Raw genomic sequence first — 18,395 nt, 5'->3', positions numbered from 1 at the left:
ATTAGCAGAATTGAACGCCCGTGACGAGCGGGTGGAATGGTTGAAAAACTTTCCAAGAGGATTTTGAAATGGCAGCAATTACTGCAGCGCTGGTCAAAGAACTGCGCGAGCGTACCGGCGAAGGCATGATGGATTGCAAGAAAGCCTTGGAAAAGGCTGACGGCGATATCGAAAAAGCCATTGACGACATGCGTGCCTCCGGCGCCATCAAGGCCGCCAAAAAGGCTGGCAACGTTGCCGCTGAAGGCGCTATCGCCATCAAGGCCGACGACAAGTCCGCCGTCCTGCTGGAAGTGAACTCGCAGACCGACTTCCTGGCTCTGCAAGACGACTTCAAAAACTTCGTTGCTGAAAGCGTGGAACAGGCTTTCAACGACAAGCTGACCGACGCTGCCCCGCTGATCGCTGCGCGCGAATCGGCGCGTGAAGCACTGGTCGCCAAGGTTGGTGAGAACGTCAACATCCGTCGCCTGGTGCGCGTTGAGGGTGACGTTGTTGGTGCCTACCTGCACGGCAACAAGATCGGTGTTGCGGTTGTTCTGAAGGGCGGCGATGTTCAGCTGGCCAAAGAAATCGCCATGCACGTTGCTGCGTCGAACCCTGAGTTCCTCGATTCGTCGGAAATCTCCGCCGAGGCCATCGAGCGCGAGAAGGCTGTGTTCCTGCAGCTGAACGCTGACAAGATCGCCGGCAAGCCGGAAAACATCGTTGAGAACATGATCAACGGTCGTATCACCAAGTTCAAAGCCGAAGCCTCGCTGAAAGAGCAAGCTTTCGTCATGAACCCGGAGATCAAAGTCGGCGAACTGGCCAAGAAAGCCGGTGCTGAAATCGTTTCCTTCACCTACTTCAAAGTAGGCGAAGGCATCGAGAAGCCGGTCGACAACTTCGCTGAAGAAGTTGCCGCCCAGCTGGCTGCTGCCAAGCAGTAAGACAGCCTCGTCTGTCGCCCCAAAGAGGCTGCCCGCTCACGCGCGCAGCCTCTTTGTCAAACCGGCACCAGGTTTATCCGGCCTGGTACCGCTGGCGCTGAAGCAGCGCCACGCTACAGTTAGCTGGCTGTAACCCAGCCCGCGCAGAATTTTCTTAAAAACGCCGCAGGAGAGACTCGCAATGGCTCAGCAGGTGAGTGGTCGCCAACCTCGCTATAAACGCATTTTGCTCAAACTTAGCGGCGAGGCCCTGATGGGCTCGGAAGAGTTCGGGATCGACCCGAAAGTGTTGGACCGCATGGCCCTCGAAGTGGGTCAGCTGGTCGGCATCGGTGTCCAGGTGGGCCTGGTCATCGGCGGCGGCAACCTGTTCCGCGGTGCAGCGCTCAGCGCCGCCGGCATGGATCGGGTTACCGGCGACCACATGGGCATGCTCGCCACGGTGATGAATGGCCTGGCCATGCGCGACGCCCTTGAGCGTTCGAACATCCCGGCACTGGTCATGTCGGCCATCTCCATGGTCGGCGTCACCGACCATTACGATCGTCGCAAAGCTATTCGCCACCTCAACTCCGGGGATGTGGTAATTTTCTCCGCCGGTACCGGCAACCCGTTCTTCACCACCGACTCCGCAGCCTGCCTGCGCGGCATCGAAATCGATGCAGATGTGGTGCTGAAGGCGACCAAGGTCGACGGTGTGTACACTGCCGATCCATTCAAGGACCCGCACGCCGAGAAGTTCGATCGCCTCACCTATGATGAGGTTCTGGATCGTAAGCTGGGTGTGATGGACCTGACCGCAATCTGTCTGTGCCGCGACCACAAGATGCCATTGCGTGTATTCAACATGAACAAGCCTGGCGCCCTGCTGAATATCGTGGTGGGTGGCGCTGAAGGTACTTTGATCGAGGAAGGCCAAGCATGATCAACGAAATCAAGAAAGATGCTCAGGAACGTATGACCAAGTCGCTGGAATCGCTCCAGCATGCGTTCAGCCGCATCCGCACCGGTGTTGCTCACCCAAGCATTCTCGAAGGCGTGATGGTGCCGTACTACGGTGCGGATACGCCGATCAAGCAAGTGGCCAGCATCACCGTCAAGGATTCGCGCACCCTGCAGGTCGTTGCTTTCGAGCGCAACATGCTCAGCGCGGTCGACAAGGCTATCGGTAGCGCAGGCCTCAACCTGAACCCGACCAACCTGGGCGAGCTGCTGCTGATCACCATGCCAGCCCTTACCGAAGAAACCCGCAGGGGCTTCACCAAGCAGGCTCGTGAAGCTGCCGAAGATGGCCGTGTCGCCGTGCGCAACATCCGTCGTGATGCGCTCAGCCAGCTCAAGGACCTGGTCAAGGAAAAGGAAATCAGCGAAGACGAAGAGCGTCGTGCGGCTGATGACATCCAGAAACTGACCGACAAGTTCGTCGCGGATATCGAGACTGCCGTGAAGGCGAAGGAAAAGGACCTGATGGCCGTCTGAGGCCAGGGTTCTCTTCATGGAAAAGACCAAGCAAGCGGCGCCGTCAGGGGTGCCGCGTCACGTCGCGATCATCATGGACGGCAACAATCGCTGGGCGAAGAAGCGTCTGCTGCCCGGTGTTGCCGGGCATAAAGCTGGCGTGGATGCTGTGCGCGCGGTGATTGAAGTATGTGCCGAGGCGGGTGTCGAAGTCCTGACCCTGTTCGCCTTCTCCAGTGAAAACTGGCAACGCCCGGCCGATGAAGTCGGCGCATTGATGGAGTTGTTTTTCACGGCCTTGCGCCGCGAAGCCCGGCGCCTCAATGACAACAACATCAGCCTGCGCATCATCGGTGATCGCAGCCGCTTTCATCCGGAGCTGCAGGCCGCCATGCGCGAGGCCGAAGCGGCAACCGCCGGCAGCAATCGCTTCATCCTGCAGGTCGCTGCCAATTATGGTGGTCAGTGGGATATCGCCCAGGCAGCGCAACGGCTGGCCCGTGAGGTTCAGGCTGGGCATCTGCGCCCGGACGACATAACTCCGGGGTTGTTGCAGGCCTGTCTGTCGACCGGCGACCTGCCGCTGCCTGACTTGTGTATTCGTACCGGCGGCGAGCATCGCATCAGTAACTTCCTGTTGTGGCAGCTGGCCTACGCCGAGCTGTATTTCTCCGACCTGTTCTGGCCGGACTTCAAACACGAGGCCATGCGTACCGCGCTGGCCGATTTCGCTTCGCGCCAACGCCGCTTCGGGAAAACCAGCGAGCAGGTCGAGGCTGGAGCTCGTGCTTAATGCTTAAACAACGCATCATTACTGCGCTGATCCTGCTGCCGATTGCACTGGCTGGATTCTTTCTTCTGCAGGGCGGCGACTTCGCCCTGTTCATCGGCTGTGTAGTCACCTTGGGCGCCTGGGAATGGGCGCGTCTGGCCGGCTTGATGGCTCAACCAATGCGCATCGCTTATGCCGCTGTGGTGGCTGCGGCGTTGATGCTGCTGTACCTGTTGCCCGAACTGGCGCCTTGGGTGCTCGGCGCAGCGGTGATCTGGTGGGGGTTGGCGACCTGGCTGGTGCTGACCTACCCGCGCAGCAGCGAACTGTGGTCGAGTGCCGCCTGCCGCCTGCTGATCGGCTTGCTGGTGCTGCTGCCGGCCTGGCAAGGCCTGGTGTTGCTCAAGCACTGGCCGCTGGGCAACTTCCTGATTCTCTCGGTGATGGTGCTGGTGTGGTCTGCCGACATCGGTGCGTACTTTTCCGGTCGCGCGTTCGGCAAGCGCAAGCTGGCCCCTCACGTCAGCCCCGGCAAGAGCTGGGAAGGCGTGTATGGCGGCCTTGCCGTCAGCCTGCTGATCGCCTTGGGCGTAGGCCTGGTGCGTGACTGGAGCATCGGCCAGCTGCTGTTGGGGCTGCTGGGTGCGGTAGTGGTGGTGATGGCTTCGGTGGTGGGTGATCTCACTGAAAGCATGTTCAAGCGCCGCGAAGGCATCAAGGACAGCAGCAACCTGCTGCCGGGCCATGGTGGTGTGCTTGACCGCATTGACAGCCTGACCGCTGCCATCCCGATGTTCGCCGTGCTGCTGTGGGCCGCTGAATGGGGTGTCATGTGAGCCGTAGGCAACGGATCACGGTGCTTGGCGCTACCGGTTCGATTGGTCTGAGCACGCTTGACGTGATTGGCCGTCACTCAGAGCGCTACCAGGTATTTGCGCTCAGCGGCTATTCCCAGGTCGAGCAGCTGCTGGCGCTGTGTTTGCGCCATAGCCCAGCGTTTGCTGTGGTACCAAGCGCTGACGCTGCGCTGCGCCTGCGTGCGGATCTGGCGGCGGCGGGCAGTGCTACCGAGGTGCTCGAAGGCGAGGCCGGCCTGTGTCAGGTGGCTGCAGCCAGCGAAGTCGACGCGGTAATGGCTGCGATCGTCGGTGCTGCTGGCTTGCGTCCAACCCTGGCGGCGGTTGAGGCCGGCAAGAAGGTCCTGCTCGCCAACAAGGAAGCGCTGGTTATGTCCGGCGCGTTGTTCATGGACGCAGTGCGGCGCAGTGGCGCGGTGTTGCTGCCGATCGACAGCGAGCACAATGCCATTTTCCAATGCTTGCCCGGCGATTATGCGCGTGGTCTGGGTGCAGTTGGCGTGCGCCGCATCTTGCTGACGGCCTCCGGCGGGCCGTTCCGCGAAACGCCATCGGCGCAGCTTGAAGCAGTCACGCCCGAGCAGGCCTGTGCCCATCCCAACTGGTCGATGGGGCGCAAGATTTCGGTCGACTCGGCGAGCATGATGAACAAGGGCCTCGAGTTGATCGAGGCGTGCTGGTTGTTCGATGCTGCGCCAGCTCAGGTCGAAGTTGTGGTGCATCCGCAAAGCGTGATCCACTCATTGGTGGATTACGTCGATGGTTCGGTGCTCGCCCAATTGGGTAATCCCGACATGCGCACGCCGATTGCCAATGCGCTGGCCTGGCCAGAGCGGATCGACTCCGGCGTTGCCCCGCTTGACCTGTTTGCCATCGCCCGGCTGGATTTCCAGGCGCCCGATCCGCATCGCTTCCCTTGCCTGCGCCTGGCGCGTCAGGCGGCAGAAGCCGGCCACAGTGCACCTGCGGTACTCAATGCGGCCAATGAAGTGGCAGTTGAGGCATTTTTGCAGCGGCGTATCCGCTTCCCGGAGATCGCGGGTATGATCGAGCAGGTGCTCGAACAGGAGCCAGTTGTGCCACTGACGTCGCTGGATGCGGTGTTTGCTGCCGACCAGCGCGCGCGGGAGCTGTCCCGGGAATGGCTGCGGCGGAACGGCCGCTGATGCGTGCTCGCTCCAGGGTTGTCCTGAACGTCTTTCGGAGATGGATATGACTGCGCTCTACATGATCATCGGTACCCTGGTTGCGTTGGGCGTGCTGGTCACCTTCCATGAATTTGGTCATTTCTGGGTTGCGCGCCGTTGCGGGGTCAAGGTGCTGCGTTTCTCGGTAGGCTTCGGCACCCCGCTGCTGCGCTGGCACGACCGGCATGGCACGGAATTCGTGGTTGCGGCCATTCCGCTGGGCGGTTACGTGAAGATGCTCGACGAGCGCGAGGGCGAAGTGCCGCCGGCGCTGATCGAGCAGTCGTTCAATCGCAAGCCGGTCGGCCAGCGCATCGCCATTGTCGCCGCTGGGCCGATCGCCAACTTCCTCCTGGCAATCGTGTTCTTCTGGCTGCTAGCCATGCTTGGCACCCAGCAGGTACGGCCGGTCATCGGTGCGGTCGAGGCGGGTAGCCTGGCCGCCAGTGCCGGCCTCGCTGCTGGCCAGGAAATCGTCTCGGTGGACGGCAAGGCGACCAATGGCTGGTCTGCGGTCAACCTGCAACTGGTGCGCCGCCTTGGCGAGAGCGGCACCCTGCGCGTGGGTGTGCTGGACGAGGGCAGCACTGCCGAGAAGCAACACGAGATCAACTTGAACCAGTGGCTGCGCGGGGCGGATGAACCCGATCCGATCCAGTCGCTGGGTCTGCGCCCGTGGCGCCCGGTGATTGCCCCGGTACTGGCCGAAATCGACCCGAACGGGCCGGCGGCGGCTGCGGGGCTGAAAACCGGTGACAAGCTGCTGAGCCTGGATGGCATTGCCCTCAACGACTGGCAACAAGTGGTCGACAGCGTGCGTGCCCGCCCAGAGGCCAAGGTGCAGCTGCGGATCGAGCGCGATGCTGCGGTGCTGGATATCGCGGTAACCCTGGCGCGCAAAGGCGAAGGCCAGGCCTCCGGTGGTTACCTCGGGGCAGGGGTCAAAGGTGGCGAATGGCCGGCGACGATGCTGCGCGAAGTCAGCTATGGGCCGCTGGCCGCGATGGGCGAAGGCCTGACGCGGACCTGGAACATGAGCATTCTGACCCTTGAGTCGTTGAAGAAAATGCTGTTCGGCGAGCTCTCGGTAAAAAACTTGAGCGGACCGATAACCATTGCTAAAGTGGCGGGCGCTTCAGCCCAGTCGGGCGTTGGGGATTTCCTGAATTTCCTGGCCTACCTGAGCATAAGCCTGGGGGTTCTGAACCTGCTGCCCATTCCAGTACTGGATGGGGGGCATCTGTTGTTCTACCTGATCGAGTTGGCACGCGGCCGTCCGCTGTCGGATCGGGTGCAAGGTTGGGGGGTCCAGATCGGTATAAGTTTGGTCATAGGGGTGATGTTGCTCGCCCTGATCAACGATCTGGGTCGACTATAAAGCTTCGCTCAATTGCAAACCTGCCGCCTTTTTGCGGCGGGTTGTTTATTGCCAGTTGGAATAAAAGGACTTCATGAAACGTCTGCTGCTAACTGCGGTCCTCTCCGCACTGATGATCGCTGAAGTTCACGCTGAGTCCTTCACCATCTCCGATATCCGCGTCAACGGCCTGCAGCGGGTTTCCGCCGGCAGCGTGTTCGGCGCACTGCCTCTGAACGTGGGCGATCAGGCTGACGACCGTCGCCTGGTGGATTCCACCCGCTCGCTGTTCAAGACTGGCTTCTTCCAGGATATCCAGCTGAGCCGCGACGGCAACGTCTTGATCATCAATGTGGTCGAACGTCCGTCGGTAGCCAGCATCGAGATCGAAGGCAACAAGGCGATCAGCACTGAAGACCTGATGAAAGGTCTGAAGCAGTCTGGTCTGGCCGAAGGCGAGATCTTCCAGCGCGCCACCCTCGAGGGTGTGCGTAACGAACTGCAACGTCAGTACGTGGCCCAGGGCCGCTACTCGGCCGAGGTCGAAGCTGAAGTCGTGCCACAGCCGCGTAACCGGGTTGGCCTGAAGATCAACATCAACGAAGGCACGGTTGCCGCGATCCAGCACATCAACGTGGTGGGCAACACCGTGTTCGATGATGACGAACTCGGCCAGCTGTTCGAGCTGAAAACCACCAACTGGTTGTCGTTCTTCAAGAACGACGACAAGTATGCCCGCGAAAAACTCTCCGGTGACCTCGAGCGTCTGCGCTCCTACTACCTGGACCGCGGCTACATCAACATGGACATCGCTTCTACCCAGGTGTCGATCACTCCGGACAAGAAGCACGTCTACATCACCGTCAACATCAACGAAGGTGAGAAGTACACCGTTCGTGACGTGAAGCTGTCCGGTGACCTCAAGGTTCCGGAAGACCAGGTCCAGTCGCTGCTGCTGGTGCAGCCAGGCCAGGTCTTCTCGCGCAAGGTGATGACCACCACGTCTGACCTGATCACCCGTCGTCTGGGTAACGAAGGCTATACCTTCGCCAACGTCAACGGCGTGCCGCAGCCGCACGATGAAGACCACACCGTCGACATCATGTTCGTGGTCGACCCGGGCAAGCGTGCCTACGTCAACCGCATCAACTACCGCGGCAACACCAAGACCGAAGATGAAGTGTTGCGTCGAGAAATGCGCCAGATGGAAGGCGGCTGGGCTTCGACCTACCTGATCGACCAGTCCAAGACTCGCCTTGAGCGTCTGGGCTTCTTCAAGGAAGTCAACGTCGAGACCCCGCCTGTGCCGGGTACCGATGACCAGGTCGACGTCAACTACAGCGTTGAAGAGCAGGCCTCCGGTTCGATCACCGCCAGCGTCGGTTTCGCCCAGAGCGCCGGTTTGATCCTCGGTGGTTCGATCAGCCAGACCAACTTCCTCGGTACCGGTAACAAGGTTTCGATCGGCCTGACCCGCAGCGAATACCAGACCCGCTACAACTTTGGCTTCGTTGACCCCTACTGGACTGCCGATGGCGTCAGCCTGGGTTACAACGCCTTCTACCGCAGCACCGACTACGACGACCTCGACGTCGACGTGGCCAGCTACGCAGTAGACAGCCTGGGTGCCGGTGTCAGCGTCGGTTACCCGATCAGCGAGACATCGCGTCTGACCTACGGCCTGAGCGTGCAGCAGGACAAGCTGAAGACCGGTCGCTACACCGTTGACGAGATCTTCGACTTCGTCGACAAAGAGGGCGACAACTTCCTCAACTTCAAGGCGTCTGTCGGCTGGTCCGAATCGACCCTGAACAAAGGTGTACTGGCTACCCGTGGTCACTCCCAGAGCCTGACCCTGGAAAGCACCGTGCCGGGCAGCGACCTGTCGTTCTACAAACTGGACTACCGTGGCCAGCTGTTCAAGCCGCTGTCCAACGATTACACCCTGCGTCTGCACACTGAGCTGGGTTACGGTGACGGTTATGGCAGTACCTCTGGTCTGCCGTTCTACGAGAACTACTACGCCGGTGGTTTCAACTCGGTACGTGGCTTCAAGGACAACACCCTCGGCCCGCGCAGTACGCCGAGCAAGGGTAACCGTCCGGGTACCGCGGCTGACCCCGATCAGGATCCGTTGGCCTTCGGTGGCAACGTGCTGGTCCAGGGTGGTGTCGAGTTGCTGTTCCCGCTGCCGTTCGTCAAGGACCAGCGCTCGCTGCGCACCTCCGTGTTCTGGGACGTGGGTAACGTGTTCGACACCAACTGCGGTTCCAAGCCTGATTGCACCAAGGTCGGCTTCTCGGACATGGCCAGTTCGGTTGGCCTGGGCGTAACCTGGATCACTGCGCTGGGCCCGTTGAGCTTCAGTTTGGCAATGCCGATCAAGAAGCCGGCAGAAGCCGAAACCCAGGTGTTCCAATTCTCTCTGGGGCAGACCTTCTAAGGTCGGCCCCGTGCTTAACGACAACGGATTCTCCAGGAGTGCATCGTGCGTAAGTTGACCCAACTGGCCTTCGTGGCTGCGGCGCTGGTCGCCACCCCCGCTTTCGCCGAAATGAAAGTGGCTGTGCTGAACTATCAGATGGCACTGCTCGAGTCGGACGCCGCCAAGCGTTACGCCGTCGATGCCGAGAAGAAGTTCGGCCCGCAACTGACCAAGCTCAAGGGCCTGGAAAGCAGCGCCAAAGGCATCCAGGACCGTCTGCTCAAAGGCGGCGACAAGATGCAGCAGCAAGAGCGTGAGCGTCTTGAGCTCGAGTTCAAGCAAAAAGCCCGTGACTTCCAGTTCCAGTCCAAGGAACTCAACGAAGCCAAGGCCGTTGCCGACCGTGACATGCTCAAGCAGCTCAAGCCGAAGCTGGACGGTGCTGTTGAAGAAGTGATCAAGAAAGGCGGCTTTGACCTGGTACTCGAGCGCGGCGCAGTGATCGATGTCAAACCGCAGTACGACATCACTCGCCAAGTCATCGAGCGCATGAACCAAGCCCGTTGATATGACCGTGACCATGACGCTCGGCCAATTGGCCGAGGCGCTCGGCGCTACCCTCAAGGGGCCCGAGGCGCTGCAGATTACCGGGCTGGCCACCTTGCAGGAGGCCGGTCCCGGGCAATTGAGCTTTCTCGCCAACCCGCAGTACCGCAAGTACCTGGACAATTCCCAGGCTTCTGCGGTTCTGCTCAAGGCAGCAGACGCCGAAGGCTTCGCCGGCAACGCCGTGATCGTCGCCGACCCGTATCTGGCTTACGCGCGCATCTCTCACCTGTTCGACCCAAAGCCCAAGGCTGTAGCGGGGATTCACCCCAGCGCCGTGGTTGCTGATGACGCTCAGGTCGATGCCAGTGCCAGCATTGGGCCGTTTGCGGTGATCGAGAGCGGTGCGCGCATCGCTGCCAATGTCACCGTGGGTGCGCACTGCTTCATTGGTGCGCGCTGTGTGATTGGCGAAGGCGGCTGGCTGGCCCCGCGGGTCACGCTGTATCACGACGTGACCATTGGTGCGCGGGTGACGATTCAGTCCGGTGCGGTGATCGGCGGCGAGGGCTTCGGCTTTGCCAATGAGAAGGGCGTCTGGCGCAAGATTGCCCAGATCGGCGGTGTGAGCATCGGTGATGATGTCGAGATCGGCGTCAATACTGCGGTAGACCGCGGTGCATTGGCGGATACCCAGATCGGCAACGGGGTCAAGCTCGACAACCAGATCCAGATCGCGCACAACGTGCAGATTGGCGATCACACGGCCATGGCCGCGTGTGTCGGCATCTCTGGCAGCACCCGCATTGGCAAGCATTGCACCATTGCTGGCGGTGTCGGCATGGTTGGCCATATCGATGTCTGCGACAACGTGTTCGTCTCCGGCATGACCATGGTTACCCGTTCGATCACCGAGCCGGGTGCCTATTCTTCCGGCACGGCCATGCAGCCGCTGGGTGATTGGCGCAAGAGTGCGGCGCGGATTCGCCAGCTCGACGATATGGCCAAACGCCTGCAGCAGATGGAAAAACGCTTCGAGACCGTGACCTCAGGTGGCCAGCCGACATCAGAAGGCTGATACCATTTCCTGAGCCAAGAGTGATCCGTTGCTAGCTGGCTCCTCTATTGGATTGCTAAAGGAGCGTGTGGTCAGCACCTGCGCTCCCTATTCTTACTACAGGCTTCCCCCCGAAATGATGGACATCAACGAGATTCGCGAATACCTGCCTCACCGTTACCCGTTCCTGCTGGTGGACCGGGTCACGGAGCTGGACTTCGAGGCCCAGAGCATTCGTGCCTACAAGAATGTCAGCATCAACGAGCCGTTCTTCAATGGCCACTTCCCGGCCCACCCGATCATGCCAGGCGTGCTGATCATCGAAGCCATGGCCCAGGCAGCCGGGATTCTCGGGTTCAAGATGCTCGATGCCAAGCCGGCAGACGGCACGCTGTACTACTTCGTTGGCTCCGACAAGCTACGCTTCCGTCAGCCAGTGTTGCCAGGCGACCAGTTGGTCCTGGAAGCCAAGTTCCTCAGCCGCAAGAGCATGATCTGGAAGTTTGAGTGCCGTGCCCTGGTTGACGGCAAGCCGGTATGCTCGGCGCAGATTACCTGTGCGGAACGCTCCCTATGAATTCAATTGATCCGCGGGCTATCGTCGATCCTTCTGCCAGGCTGGCGGACGGTGTCGAGGTGGGCCCCTGGTCGATCATTGGTCCCGATGTCGAAATCGGGGAGGGCACAGTAATCGGCCCACATGTGGTACTCAAAGGGCCGACCCGGATCGGCAAGAACAACCGTATCTACCAGTTTTCCTCGATTGGCGAAGACACCCCTGACCTCAAGTACAAGGGTGAAGCGACGCGTCTGGTGATCGGCGACCACAACGTGATCCGCGAAGGCGTGACCATTCACCGCGGAACCGTTCAGGACCGTGCTGAAACCACCCTCGGCGATCACAATTTGATCATGGCCTATGCCCACATTGGCCATGACAGCGTGATCGGCAACAATTGCATTCTGGTCAACAACACTGCGCTGGCTGGCCATGTGCATGTGGGCGACTGGGCAATTCTGTCTGGTTACACCCTGGTTCATCAGTACTGCCATATCGGCGCTCACGCGTTTTCCGGCATGGGCACCGCGATCGGCAAGGACGTACCCGCGTTCGTCACTGTATTTGGCAGCCCGGCCGAAGCCCGCAGCATGAACTTCGAAGGCATGCGTCGGCGTGGATTCAGCGATGAAGTCATCCTCGCGCTGCGCAAGGCCTACAAAATGGTCTATCGCCAGGGCTTGACGGCTGACGAGGCTATCAACGAGTTGCAGGAGTTGGCTGCATTGCACCCTGAGGTCGAGCTGTTCCGTGCCTCCATCCAGAGCTCCGCTCGCGGCATCACCCGCTGATATGAGGGAGCTTTGTGTAGCGTTGGTCGCAGGTGAGGCCAGCGGCGATATCCTTGGCTCCGGTTTGATGCGCGCACTCAAGGCGCGCCACCCTGGTGTGCGCTTTATCGGTGTCGGCGGCCCGTTGATGGAGGCCGAGGGCATGCAGTCCTACTTCCCCATGGAGCGCCTGGCAGTGATGGGTCTGGTTGAGGTGCTCGGGCGTCTGCGTGAGCTGCTCAAGCGACGCAAACTGCTGATCGAGACCCTGCTTGACGCGAAGCCCGATGTGTTCATCGGCATCGATGCACCCGACTTCACCCTCAATATTGAACTGAAACTGCGCCAGCACGGCATCAAGACCGTGCACTACGTCAGCCCGTCGGTCTGGGCCTGGCGGCAGAAGCGGGTGCTGAAGATCCGCGAAGGCTGCGACCTGATGCTGACCCTGCTGCCATTCGAGGCGCGCTTCTATGAAGAGCAGGGTGTACCGGTGCGCTTTGTCGGCCATCCGCTGGCCGATACGATTCCGCTGGAAGCTGACCGTCAAGCCGCTCGTGCCGAGCTGGGCCTGCCCGCCGGGCCGCTGGTGGCATTGATGCCCGGCAGCCGCGGCGGCGAAGTCGGCCGGCTGGGTGCGCTGTTCCTGGAGGCCGCCGAGCGTTTGCAGCAGTTGATCCCGGGTGTGCGGTTTGTCTTGCCCTGCGCCAACCAGACCCGCCGTGAGCAGATCGAGCAGATGCTGGCAGGTCGCGACCTGCCGTTGACTCTGCTCGATGGTCAGTCGCATCAGGCACTGGCCGCCTGCGATGCAGTGCTGATTGCGTCGGGTACCGCTACGCTGGAAGCGATGCTGTACAAGCGGCCAATGGTTGTCGCCTATCGCCTGGCGCCGCTGACCTACTGGATTCTCAAACGCATGGTCAAAAGCCCCTACGTGTCGCTGCCTAATCTGTTGGCGCAGCGCATGTTGGTGCCGGAACTGCTGCAGGACGCCGCCACCAGCGAGGCCCTGGCGCAGACCCTGGCACCGTTACTTGCCGATGGTCAGCATCAGACTGACAGCTTTGATCAGATTCACCGCACCCTCCGCCGTGACGCCTCGAACCAGGCGGCGGACGCAGTGCTGGCCTTGTTGGAGCGACGCTAGATGCAGCTGGGACTGGATTTCAACCTGGTCGAAGAACTCGTTGCAGGCGTCGACGAAGTTGGCCGCGGGCCACTCTGCGGTGCGGTGGTCACGGCAGCGGTGATCCTCGATCCACGGCGGCCGATCCTCGGCTTGAACGACTCCAAGAAGCTTACCGAAGCCAAGCGTGAAGCGTTGTTCGATGAAATCTGCGAAAAAGCCCTGAGCTTTTGCATTGCGCGGGCTGAGGTTGATGAAATCGACCGGCTGAACATTCTCCATGCCACCATGCTGGCCATGCAGCGCGCGGTCGAGGGCTTGAGCATCACGCCCAAGCTTGCCTTGATCGATGGCAATCGCTGCCCGGTGCTGGCTGTGCCATCCGCCCCAGTGGTGCAGGGCGACGCCAAGGTGCCTGCGATCGCTGCCGCGTCGATCCTGGCCAAGGTCACCCGCGACCGTGAGATGAGTGCCTTCGAGTTGATCTACCCCGGCTACGGAATGGGTGGTCACAAAGGCTATCCGACCCCCGTGCACCTTGAGGCGCTGGCCCGGCTTGGGCCTACGCCGATCCACCGGCGCTCCTTCGCGCCGGTGCGGGTGGCCTGGGAAGCCCGCGCGGGTGTGCCTACCTCACTGATCTGATTGCCTGCGCGGGTCGCGCTGCGACCCTGCAGGCGGTCACGTGGCAGCGCAGCCGTTCACATTTGCGGTACAATCCCGCGCTTGTCCGCTGCTCTGCTATAGGCCCCCTTACATGTCGGTTTCTTTCGTTCACCTTCGTGTGCACTCCGAATTCTCCCTGGTCGATGGCCTGGTGCGGATCAAGCCGCTGGCCAAGGCCTTGGCCGGACTGAACATGCCGGCAGTGGCGATTACCGACCAGAGCAACATGTGCTCGTTGGTGAAGTTCTACAAGAGCGCGATGGGCAACGGCATCAAGCCGATTTGCGGCGCCGATTTGTGGCTGGCCGGGGCTGATCCGGAAGCGCCATTGTCGCGTATCTGCTTCCTGGCGATGAACCCCAAGGGTTATCGCAACCTCACCGAATTGATTTCGCGCGGCTGGGTCGACGGCCAGCGCAATGGCTTGGTGGTCATCCAGCGCGACTGGATAGCCCCGGCCAGCGAAGGCTTGATCGCACTGTCTGCCGCCCGCGAAGGGGATATCGGCATGGCCCTGCTCAGCGGCCGCAGCGCAGAGGCCGAAGCCTTGCTGCGCGACTGGCTGGGCATGTTCCCCGGGCGCTTCTACGTCGAGCTGCAGCGCACCAATCGCCCTGGCGATGAAGACTACCTGCACGCCGCTGTAGCCCTGGCTGACCGGGTTGGCGCGCCGCTGGTCGCGACCAACGATGTGCGCTTCATCAAACAGACTGATTTTGACGCCCACGAAACCCGCGTCTGCATCGGCGAGGGCTGGACCCTCGACGACCCGCGCCGACCGCGCCTGTACAGCGATCAGCAATACCTGAAAAGCCAGGAAGAGATGGTCGAGCTGTTCAGCGACCTGCCCGACGCCGTGGCCAACACGGTGGAAATCGCCAAGCGCTGCAACATCGAGGTGCAACTGGGCAAGCACTTCCTGCCCGACTTCCCGACGCCCAATGGCATGGGCATCGATGACTACCTGCGCCACGTTTCCCACGAGGGCCTGGAAGAACGGCTGACGGTGATCCTGCCCAAGGACACTACCGAGGACTACGAAGCCAAGCGTCAGGTCTATCTGGACCGGCTCAAGTTCGAGCTGGATATCATCATCCAAATGGGCTTCCCCGGTTACTTCCTGATCGTTATGGACTTCATCAAGTGGGCCAAGAACAACGGCGTACCGGTCGGCCCTGGCCGGGGTTCGGGTGCCGGTTCGCTGGTCGCCTACGTGTTGAAGATCACCGACCTGGACCCGCTGGCCTACGACCTGCTGTTCGAGCGCTTCCTCAACCCTGAGCGGGTATCGATGCCCGACTTCGACGTCGACTTCTGCATGGATGGCCGCGACCGAGTCATCGAGTACGTCGCCGACGCCTATGGGCGTAACGCGGTAAGCCAGATCATCACCTTTGGCACCATGGCTGCGAAAGCGGTGGTGCGCGATGTGGCGCGGGTGCAGGGCAAGTCCTACGGGCTGGCTGATCGTCTGTCGAAGATGATCCCGTTCGAAGTCGGCATGACCCTGGAAAAGGCCTACGAGCAGGAGGAGGTGCTGCGCGACTTCCTCAAGAGCGACGAGGATGGCCGCGAGATCTGGGACATGGCCCTCAAGCTCGAGGGCGTCTGCCGCGGTACCGGCAAGCACGCGGGTGGTGTGGTTATCGCGCCGACCAAGCTCACCGACTTTTCGCCGATCGCCTGTGACGAAGAGGGCGGCGGCCTGGTAACCCAGTTCGACAAGGACGACGTCGAGGCGGCGGGGCTGGTCAAGTTCGACTTCCTCGGCCTGCGCACCCTGACCATCATCAAGTGGGCGATGGAGACGATCAATCGCGAGCAGGCCAAGGAAGGCTTGCCCGATCTGAACATCGACTTCATCCCGCTGGACGACAAGAAAACCTACGAGCTGCTGCAAAAGGCCGAGACCACTGCGGTATTCCAGCTCGAGTCGCGCGGCATGAAAGAGCTGATCAAGAAGCTCAAGCCCGACTGCCTGGAAGACCTTATCGCATTGGTGGCGTTGTTCCGCCCAGGCCCACTGCAGTCGGGCATGGTTGATGACTTCATCAACCGTAAACACGGTCGCGCCGAGCTGGCCTACCCACACCCGGACTACCAGTACGAAGGCCTGCAGCCTGTATTGGCACCGACCTACGGCATCATCCTGTATCAGGAACAGGTGATGCAGATCGCGCAGGTCATGGCCGGCTACACCCTCGGCGGCGCTGACATGCTGCGCCGGGCGATGGGTAAGAAAAAGCCCGAAGAGATGGCCAAGCAGCGTGGCGGCTTCATCGAGGGTTGTGCCAACAACGGCATCAGTGCGGATCTGGCCGGTAATATCTTCGACCTGGTAGAAAAATTCGCCGGCTACGGCTTCAACAAGTCGCACTCGGCCGCCTACGGCCTGGTTTCTTATCAGACCGCCTGGCTCAAGACGCACTACCCGGCGCCGTTCATGGCAGCCGTACTTTCTGCGGATATGCACAACACCGACAAGGTGGTGGTGCTGATCGAAGAAGTGCGCACCATGAAACTGCGCCTTGACGCCCCGGATGTGAACGCCTCCGAGTTCAAGTTCACAGTCGACGACGATGGCCGCATCATTTATGGCCTGGGCGCGATCAAAGGTGTAGGTGAAGGGCCGGTGGAGGCCATTGTCGAGGCGCGCAGTGCCGGTGGGCCGTTCAAGGATCTGTTCGACTTCTGTGAGCGCATCGATCTCAAGCGGGTCAACAAGCGTACTCTCGATGCACTGATCCGCAGCGGTGCGCTGGATCGCCTCGGGCCGCACTTTCACGACGAGATCAAGGCCTACCAGGCCAACATCGACCGCAACCGGGCAGCGCTGATGTCGGCGCTCGAAGAGGCGGTGAAGTCGGCCGAGCAGACCGCGCGGACCGCCGATAGCGGCCACATCGACCTGTTTGGCGGACTGTTCGTCGAAGCCGATGTCGACGTTTATGCCAACCACCGCAAGGCGCGCGAGCTGACCCTCAAAGAGCGCTTGAAAGGTGAAAAGGACACGCTGGGGCTGTACCTGACCGGCCACCCGATCGACGAGTACGAAGGCGAAATCCGCCGCTTCGCCCGCCAGCGGATCATCGACCTGAAACCGTCGCGCGAAGTGCAGACGGTGGCCGGGATGATCATTGCCTTGCGCGTGATGAAGAACAAGAAGGGTGACAAGATGGGCTTCGTCACCCTCGATGACCGCTCCGGACGCATCGAAGCCTCGCTGTTCGCAGACTCGTTCATGGCCGCCCAGGCACTGTTGCAGAACGATGCCATGGTCGTGGTCGAGGGCGAGGTCAGTAACGATGATTTCTCTGGCGGTCTGCGCCTGCGCGTCAAGCAGGTGATGACCATGGAAGACGCGCGCACGCGGCTGGCCGAGAGCCTGCGCCTGAAGGTCGCCCATGATGCACTCAAAGGTGACCGCCTGCGCTGGCTGGGTGAACTGATCACCCGCCATCGTGGCGGTTGCCCGATCACCCTTGAATACACCGGTAGCGACGCCAAGGCCATGCTGCAGTTTGGTAATGACTGGGCGATCGACCCGGCGGACGGGCTGATTCAAGCCCTGCGTGACCAGTTCGGGCGTGAGAACGTCTTCCTGCAATACCGCTAATGCGATGAATTTTTAATCTCGACCTGAATGCGCCTGATCCTTTAAGGTAGGGCGCCAAACGGATCAACCGGCCGGCCGCCTGGCCGTAGACCCAAGACGGATGCCTATGAACCCGAATTTCCTCGATTTCGAACAGCCGATTGCCGACCTGCAAGCCAAGATTGAAGAGCTGCGTCTGGTTGGCAATGACAACTCGCTGAACATCAGCGATGAGATTGCCCGTCTGCAAGACAAGAGCAGCACCCTCACCGAAAGCATCTTCAGCAATCTGACCAGCTGGCAGATTGCGCGCCTGGCTCGTCACCCGCGCCGGCCGTACACACTGGACTACCTGCAGCACATCTTCACCGAGTTCGAAGAGCTGCACGGCGACCGCCACTTCTCCGACGACGCTGCCATTGTTGGTGGTACTGCGCGTCTGGACGGCAAGCCGGTGATGGTCATCGGTCACCAGAAGGGCCGTGAAGTGCGCGAGAAGGTGCGTCGCAACTTCGGTATGCCGCGTCCGGAAGGCTACCGCAAGGCCTGCCGCCTGATGGAAATGGCCGAGCGCTTCAAGATGCCGATCCTGACCTTCATCGATACTCCGGGTGCCTACCCAGGCATCGACGCCGAAGAGCGCAACCAGAGCGAGGCTATTGCCTGGAACCTGCGTGTCATGGCGCGGCTGAAAACTCCGATTATCGCCACCGTGATTGGCGAAGGTGGTTCGGGCGGTGCGCTGGCCATTGGTGTCTGTGACCAGTTGAACATGCTGCAGTACTCCACCTATGCGGTGATCTCGCCGGAAGGTTGCGCTTCGATCCTGTGGAAAACCGCCGACAAGGCTGCCGATGCAGCCGAAGCGATGGGTATCACTGCCGAGCGCCTGAAGAGCTTGAATATCGTCGACCAAGTGATCGAGGAGCCGCTGGGCGGCGCCCATCGTGATCCAGTCAAGGTTTCGCAAACCATTCGTGGCGAGCTGATTCAGCAGCTGGATATGCTCAGTGGACTGGACCATGACACGCTGCTCAAGCGTCGTTATGACCGCCTGATGAGCTACGGTCTCTGATCTGAGTTGA

Annotated in this window: 16 protein-coding genes; all 16 read left to right on the top strand. The window is 60.9% G+C overall.

The genetic code is table 11. From position 1 onward, the window contains the following. The first annotated feature begins 68 nt into the window (after positions 1-68). The 16 genes from tsf to M2396_RS13855 all read left to right on the top strand — a co-directional run bounded on the left by tsf (position 69) and on the right by M2396_RS13855 (position 18,385). Positions 69-932: a translation elongation factor Ts gene (gene tsf / locus M2396_RS13930; RefSeq protein WP_101317239.1), complete on the top strand. Its 864-nt coding sequence runs from the start codon at positions 69-71 to the stop codon at positions 930-932. A 181-nt stretch (positions 933-1,113) separates the two neighbouring features. Then, the gene (gene pyrH / locus M2396_RS13925) at positions 1,114-1,857 is read left to right on the top strand and encodes a UMP kinase (RefSeq protein WP_101317241.1); all 744 of its coding nucleotides are present in this window, start codon (positions 1,114-1,116) and stop codon (positions 1,855-1,857) included. Then, the gene (frr, locus tag M2396_RS13920; RefSeq protein ID WP_150572028.1) at positions 1,854-2,411 is read left to right on the top strand and encodes a ribosome recycling factor; all 558 of its coding nucleotides are present in this window, start codon (positions 1,854-1,856) and stop codon (positions 2,409-2,411) included. Before pyrH ends, frr begins: the two co-directional genes overlap by 4 nt. 16 nt (positions 2,412-2,427) lie before the next feature. Continuing rightward, positions 2,428-3,183, top strand: a complete 756-nt coding sequence (gene uppS, locus M2396_RS13915) for a polyprenyl diphosphate synthase (protein WP_103436325.1) — start codon at positions 2,428-2,430, stop codon at positions 3,181-3,183. After that, on the top strand, positions 3,183-3,998 hold the full coding sequence (locus M2396_RS13910; protein ID WP_101317247.1) for a phosphatidate cytidylyltransferase: 816 nt from the start codon (positions 3,183-3,185) through the stop codon (positions 3,996-3,998). Before uppS ends, M2396_RS13910 begins: the two co-directional genes overlap by 1 nt. Beyond that, entirely contained in the window at positions 3,995-5,185 is a 1,191-nt protein-coding gene (gene ispC, locus M2396_RS13905; RefSeq protein WP_259075570.1) for a 1-deoxy-D-xylulose-5-phosphate reductoisomerase, read from the top strand. The genes M2396_RS13910 and ispC overlap by 4 nt, the downstream gene beginning before the upstream one ends. 46 nt (positions 5,186-5,231) lie before the next feature. Then, complete coding sequence (gene rseP / locus M2396_RS13900) at positions 5,232-6,584, top strand: sigma E protease regulator RseP (protein WP_259075568.1); 1,353 nt, start codon at positions 5,232-5,234, stop codon at positions 6,582-6,584. 73 nt (positions 6,585-6,657) lie between these two features. After that, on the top strand, positions 6,658-9,006 hold the full coding sequence (gene bamA / locus M2396_RS13895; protein ID WP_259075566.1) for an outer membrane protein assembly factor BamA: 2,349 nt from the start codon (positions 6,658-6,660) through the stop codon (positions 9,004-9,006). A 45-nt stretch (positions 9,007-9,051) separates the two neighbouring features. Further along, positions 9,052-9,555 carry an OmpH family outer membrane protein gene (locus tag M2396_RS13890; RefSeq protein ID WP_101317254.1) on the top strand — a complete coding sequence of 168 codons (504 nt, stop codon included), beginning with the start codon at positions 9,052-9,054 and terminating at the stop codon, positions 9,553-9,555. A gap of 1 nt (position 9,556) precedes the next feature. Continuing rightward, positions 9,557-10,612, top strand: coding sequence for a UDP-3-O-(3-hydroxymyristoyl)glucosamine N-acyltransferase (gene lpxD / locus M2396_RS13885; RefSeq protein WP_220633205.1), 1,056 nt, complete (start codon positions 9,557-9,559; stop codon positions 10,610-10,612). Between the two features lie 115 nt (positions 10,613-10,727). Then, positions 10,728-11,168: a 3-hydroxyacyl-ACP dehydratase FabZ gene (gene fabZ, locus M2396_RS13880; RefSeq protein ID WP_101317259.1), complete on the top strand. Its 441-nt coding sequence runs from the start codon at positions 10,728-10,730 to the stop codon at positions 11,166-11,168. Continuing rightward, the gene (gene lpxA / locus M2396_RS13875) at positions 11,165-11,941 is read left to right on the top strand and encodes an acyl-ACP--UDP-N-acetylglucosamine O-acyltransferase (RefSeq protein WP_101317262.1); all 777 of its coding nucleotides are present in this window, start codon (positions 11,165-11,167) and stop codon (positions 11,939-11,941) included. Before fabZ ends, lpxA begins: the two co-directional genes overlap by 4 nt. A gap of 1 nt (position 11,942) precedes the next feature. Continuing rightward, positions 11,943-13,070, top strand: coding sequence for a lipid-A-disaccharide synthase (gene lpxB / locus M2396_RS13870; protein WP_150570848.1), 1,128 nt, complete (start codon positions 11,943-11,945; stop codon positions 13,068-13,070). Next, positions 13,071-13,694: a ribonuclease HII gene (rnhB, locus tag M2396_RS13865; RefSeq protein ID WP_150570849.1), complete on the top strand. Its 624-nt coding sequence runs from the start codon at positions 13,071-13,073 to the stop codon at positions 13,692-13,694. Between the two features lie 112 nt (positions 13,695-13,806). Then, the gene (gene dnaE / locus M2396_RS13860; RefSeq protein WP_259075556.1) at positions 13,807-17,331 is read left to right on the top strand and encodes a DNA polymerase III subunit alpha; all 3,525 of its coding nucleotides are present in this window, start codon (positions 13,807-13,809) and stop codon (positions 17,329-17,331) included. A 106-nt stretch (positions 17,332-17,437) separates the two neighbouring features. Beyond that, entirely contained in the window at positions 17,438-18,385 is a 948-nt protein-coding gene (locus M2396_RS13855; RefSeq protein ID WP_101317270.1) for an acetyl-CoA carboxylase carboxyltransferase subunit alpha, read from the top strand. The last annotated feature ends 10 nt before the right edge of the window (positions 18,386-18,395 follow it).

It is taken from the genome of Pseudomonas sp. BIGb0278 (genome assembly GCF_024809895.1).
Classification (GTDB): Bacteria; Pseudomonadota; Gammaproteobacteria; order Pseudomonadales; family Pseudomonadaceae; genus Aquipseudomonas; species Aquipseudomonas shirazensis.
Note: the sequence above shows the minus strand (reverse complement) of the source record. Positions and strands in the feature narration are given on the sequence as shown.

Bases quoted from the DNA above. Each gene is read 5' to 3' on its own strand.
- tsf (WP_101317239.1), top strand. From the start codon at position 69: ATGGCAGCAATTACTGCAGCGCTGGTCAAAGAACTGCGCGAGCGTACC.
- pyrH (WP_101317241.1), top strand. From the start codon at position 1,114: ATGGCTCAGCAGGTGAGTGGTCGCCAACCTCGCTATAAACGCATTTTG.
- frr (WP_150572028.1), top strand. From the start codon at position 1,854: ATGATCAACGAAATCAAGAAAGATGCTCAGGAACGTATGACCAAGTCG.
- uppS (WP_103436325.1), top strand. From the start codon at position 2,428: ATGGAAAAGACCAAGCAAGCGGCGCCGTCAGGGGTGCCGCGTCACGTC.
- M2396_RS13910 (WP_101317247.1), top strand. From the start codon at position 3,183: ATGCTTAAACAACGCATCATTACTGCGCTGATCCTGCTGCCGATTGCA.
- rseP (WP_259075568.1), top strand. From the start codon at position 5,232: ATGACTGCGCTCTACATGATCATCGGTACCCTGGTTGCGTTGGGCGTG.
- bamA (WP_259075566.1), top strand. From the start codon at position 6,658: ATGAAACGTCTGCTGCTAACTGCGGTCCTCTCCGCACTGATGATCGCT.
- lpxD (WP_220633205.1), top strand. From the start codon at position 9,557: ATGACCGTGACCATGACGCTCGGCCAATTGGCCGAGGCGCTCGGCGCT.
- fabZ (WP_101317259.1), top strand. From the start codon at position 10,728: ATGATGGACATCAACGAGATTCGCGAATACCTGCCTCACCGTTACCCG.
- lpxA (WP_101317262.1), top strand. From the start codon at position 11,165: ATGAATTCAATTGATCCGCGGGCTATCGTCGATCCTTCTGCCAGGCTG.
- lpxB (WP_150570848.1), top strand. From the start codon at position 11,943: ATGAGGGAGCTTTGTGTAGCGTTGGTCGCAGGTGAGGCCAGCGGCGAT.
- rnhB (WP_150570849.1), top strand. From the start codon at position 13,071: ATGCAGCTGGGACTGGATTTCAACCTGGTCGAAGAACTCGTTGCAGGC.
- dnaE (WP_259075556.1), top strand. From the start codon at position 13,807: ATGTCGGTTTCTTTCGTTCACCTTCGTGTGCACTCCGAATTCTCCCTG.
- M2396_RS13855 (WP_101317270.1), top strand. From the start codon at position 17,438: ATGAACCCGAATTTCCTCGATTTCGAACAGCCGATTGCCGACCTGCAA.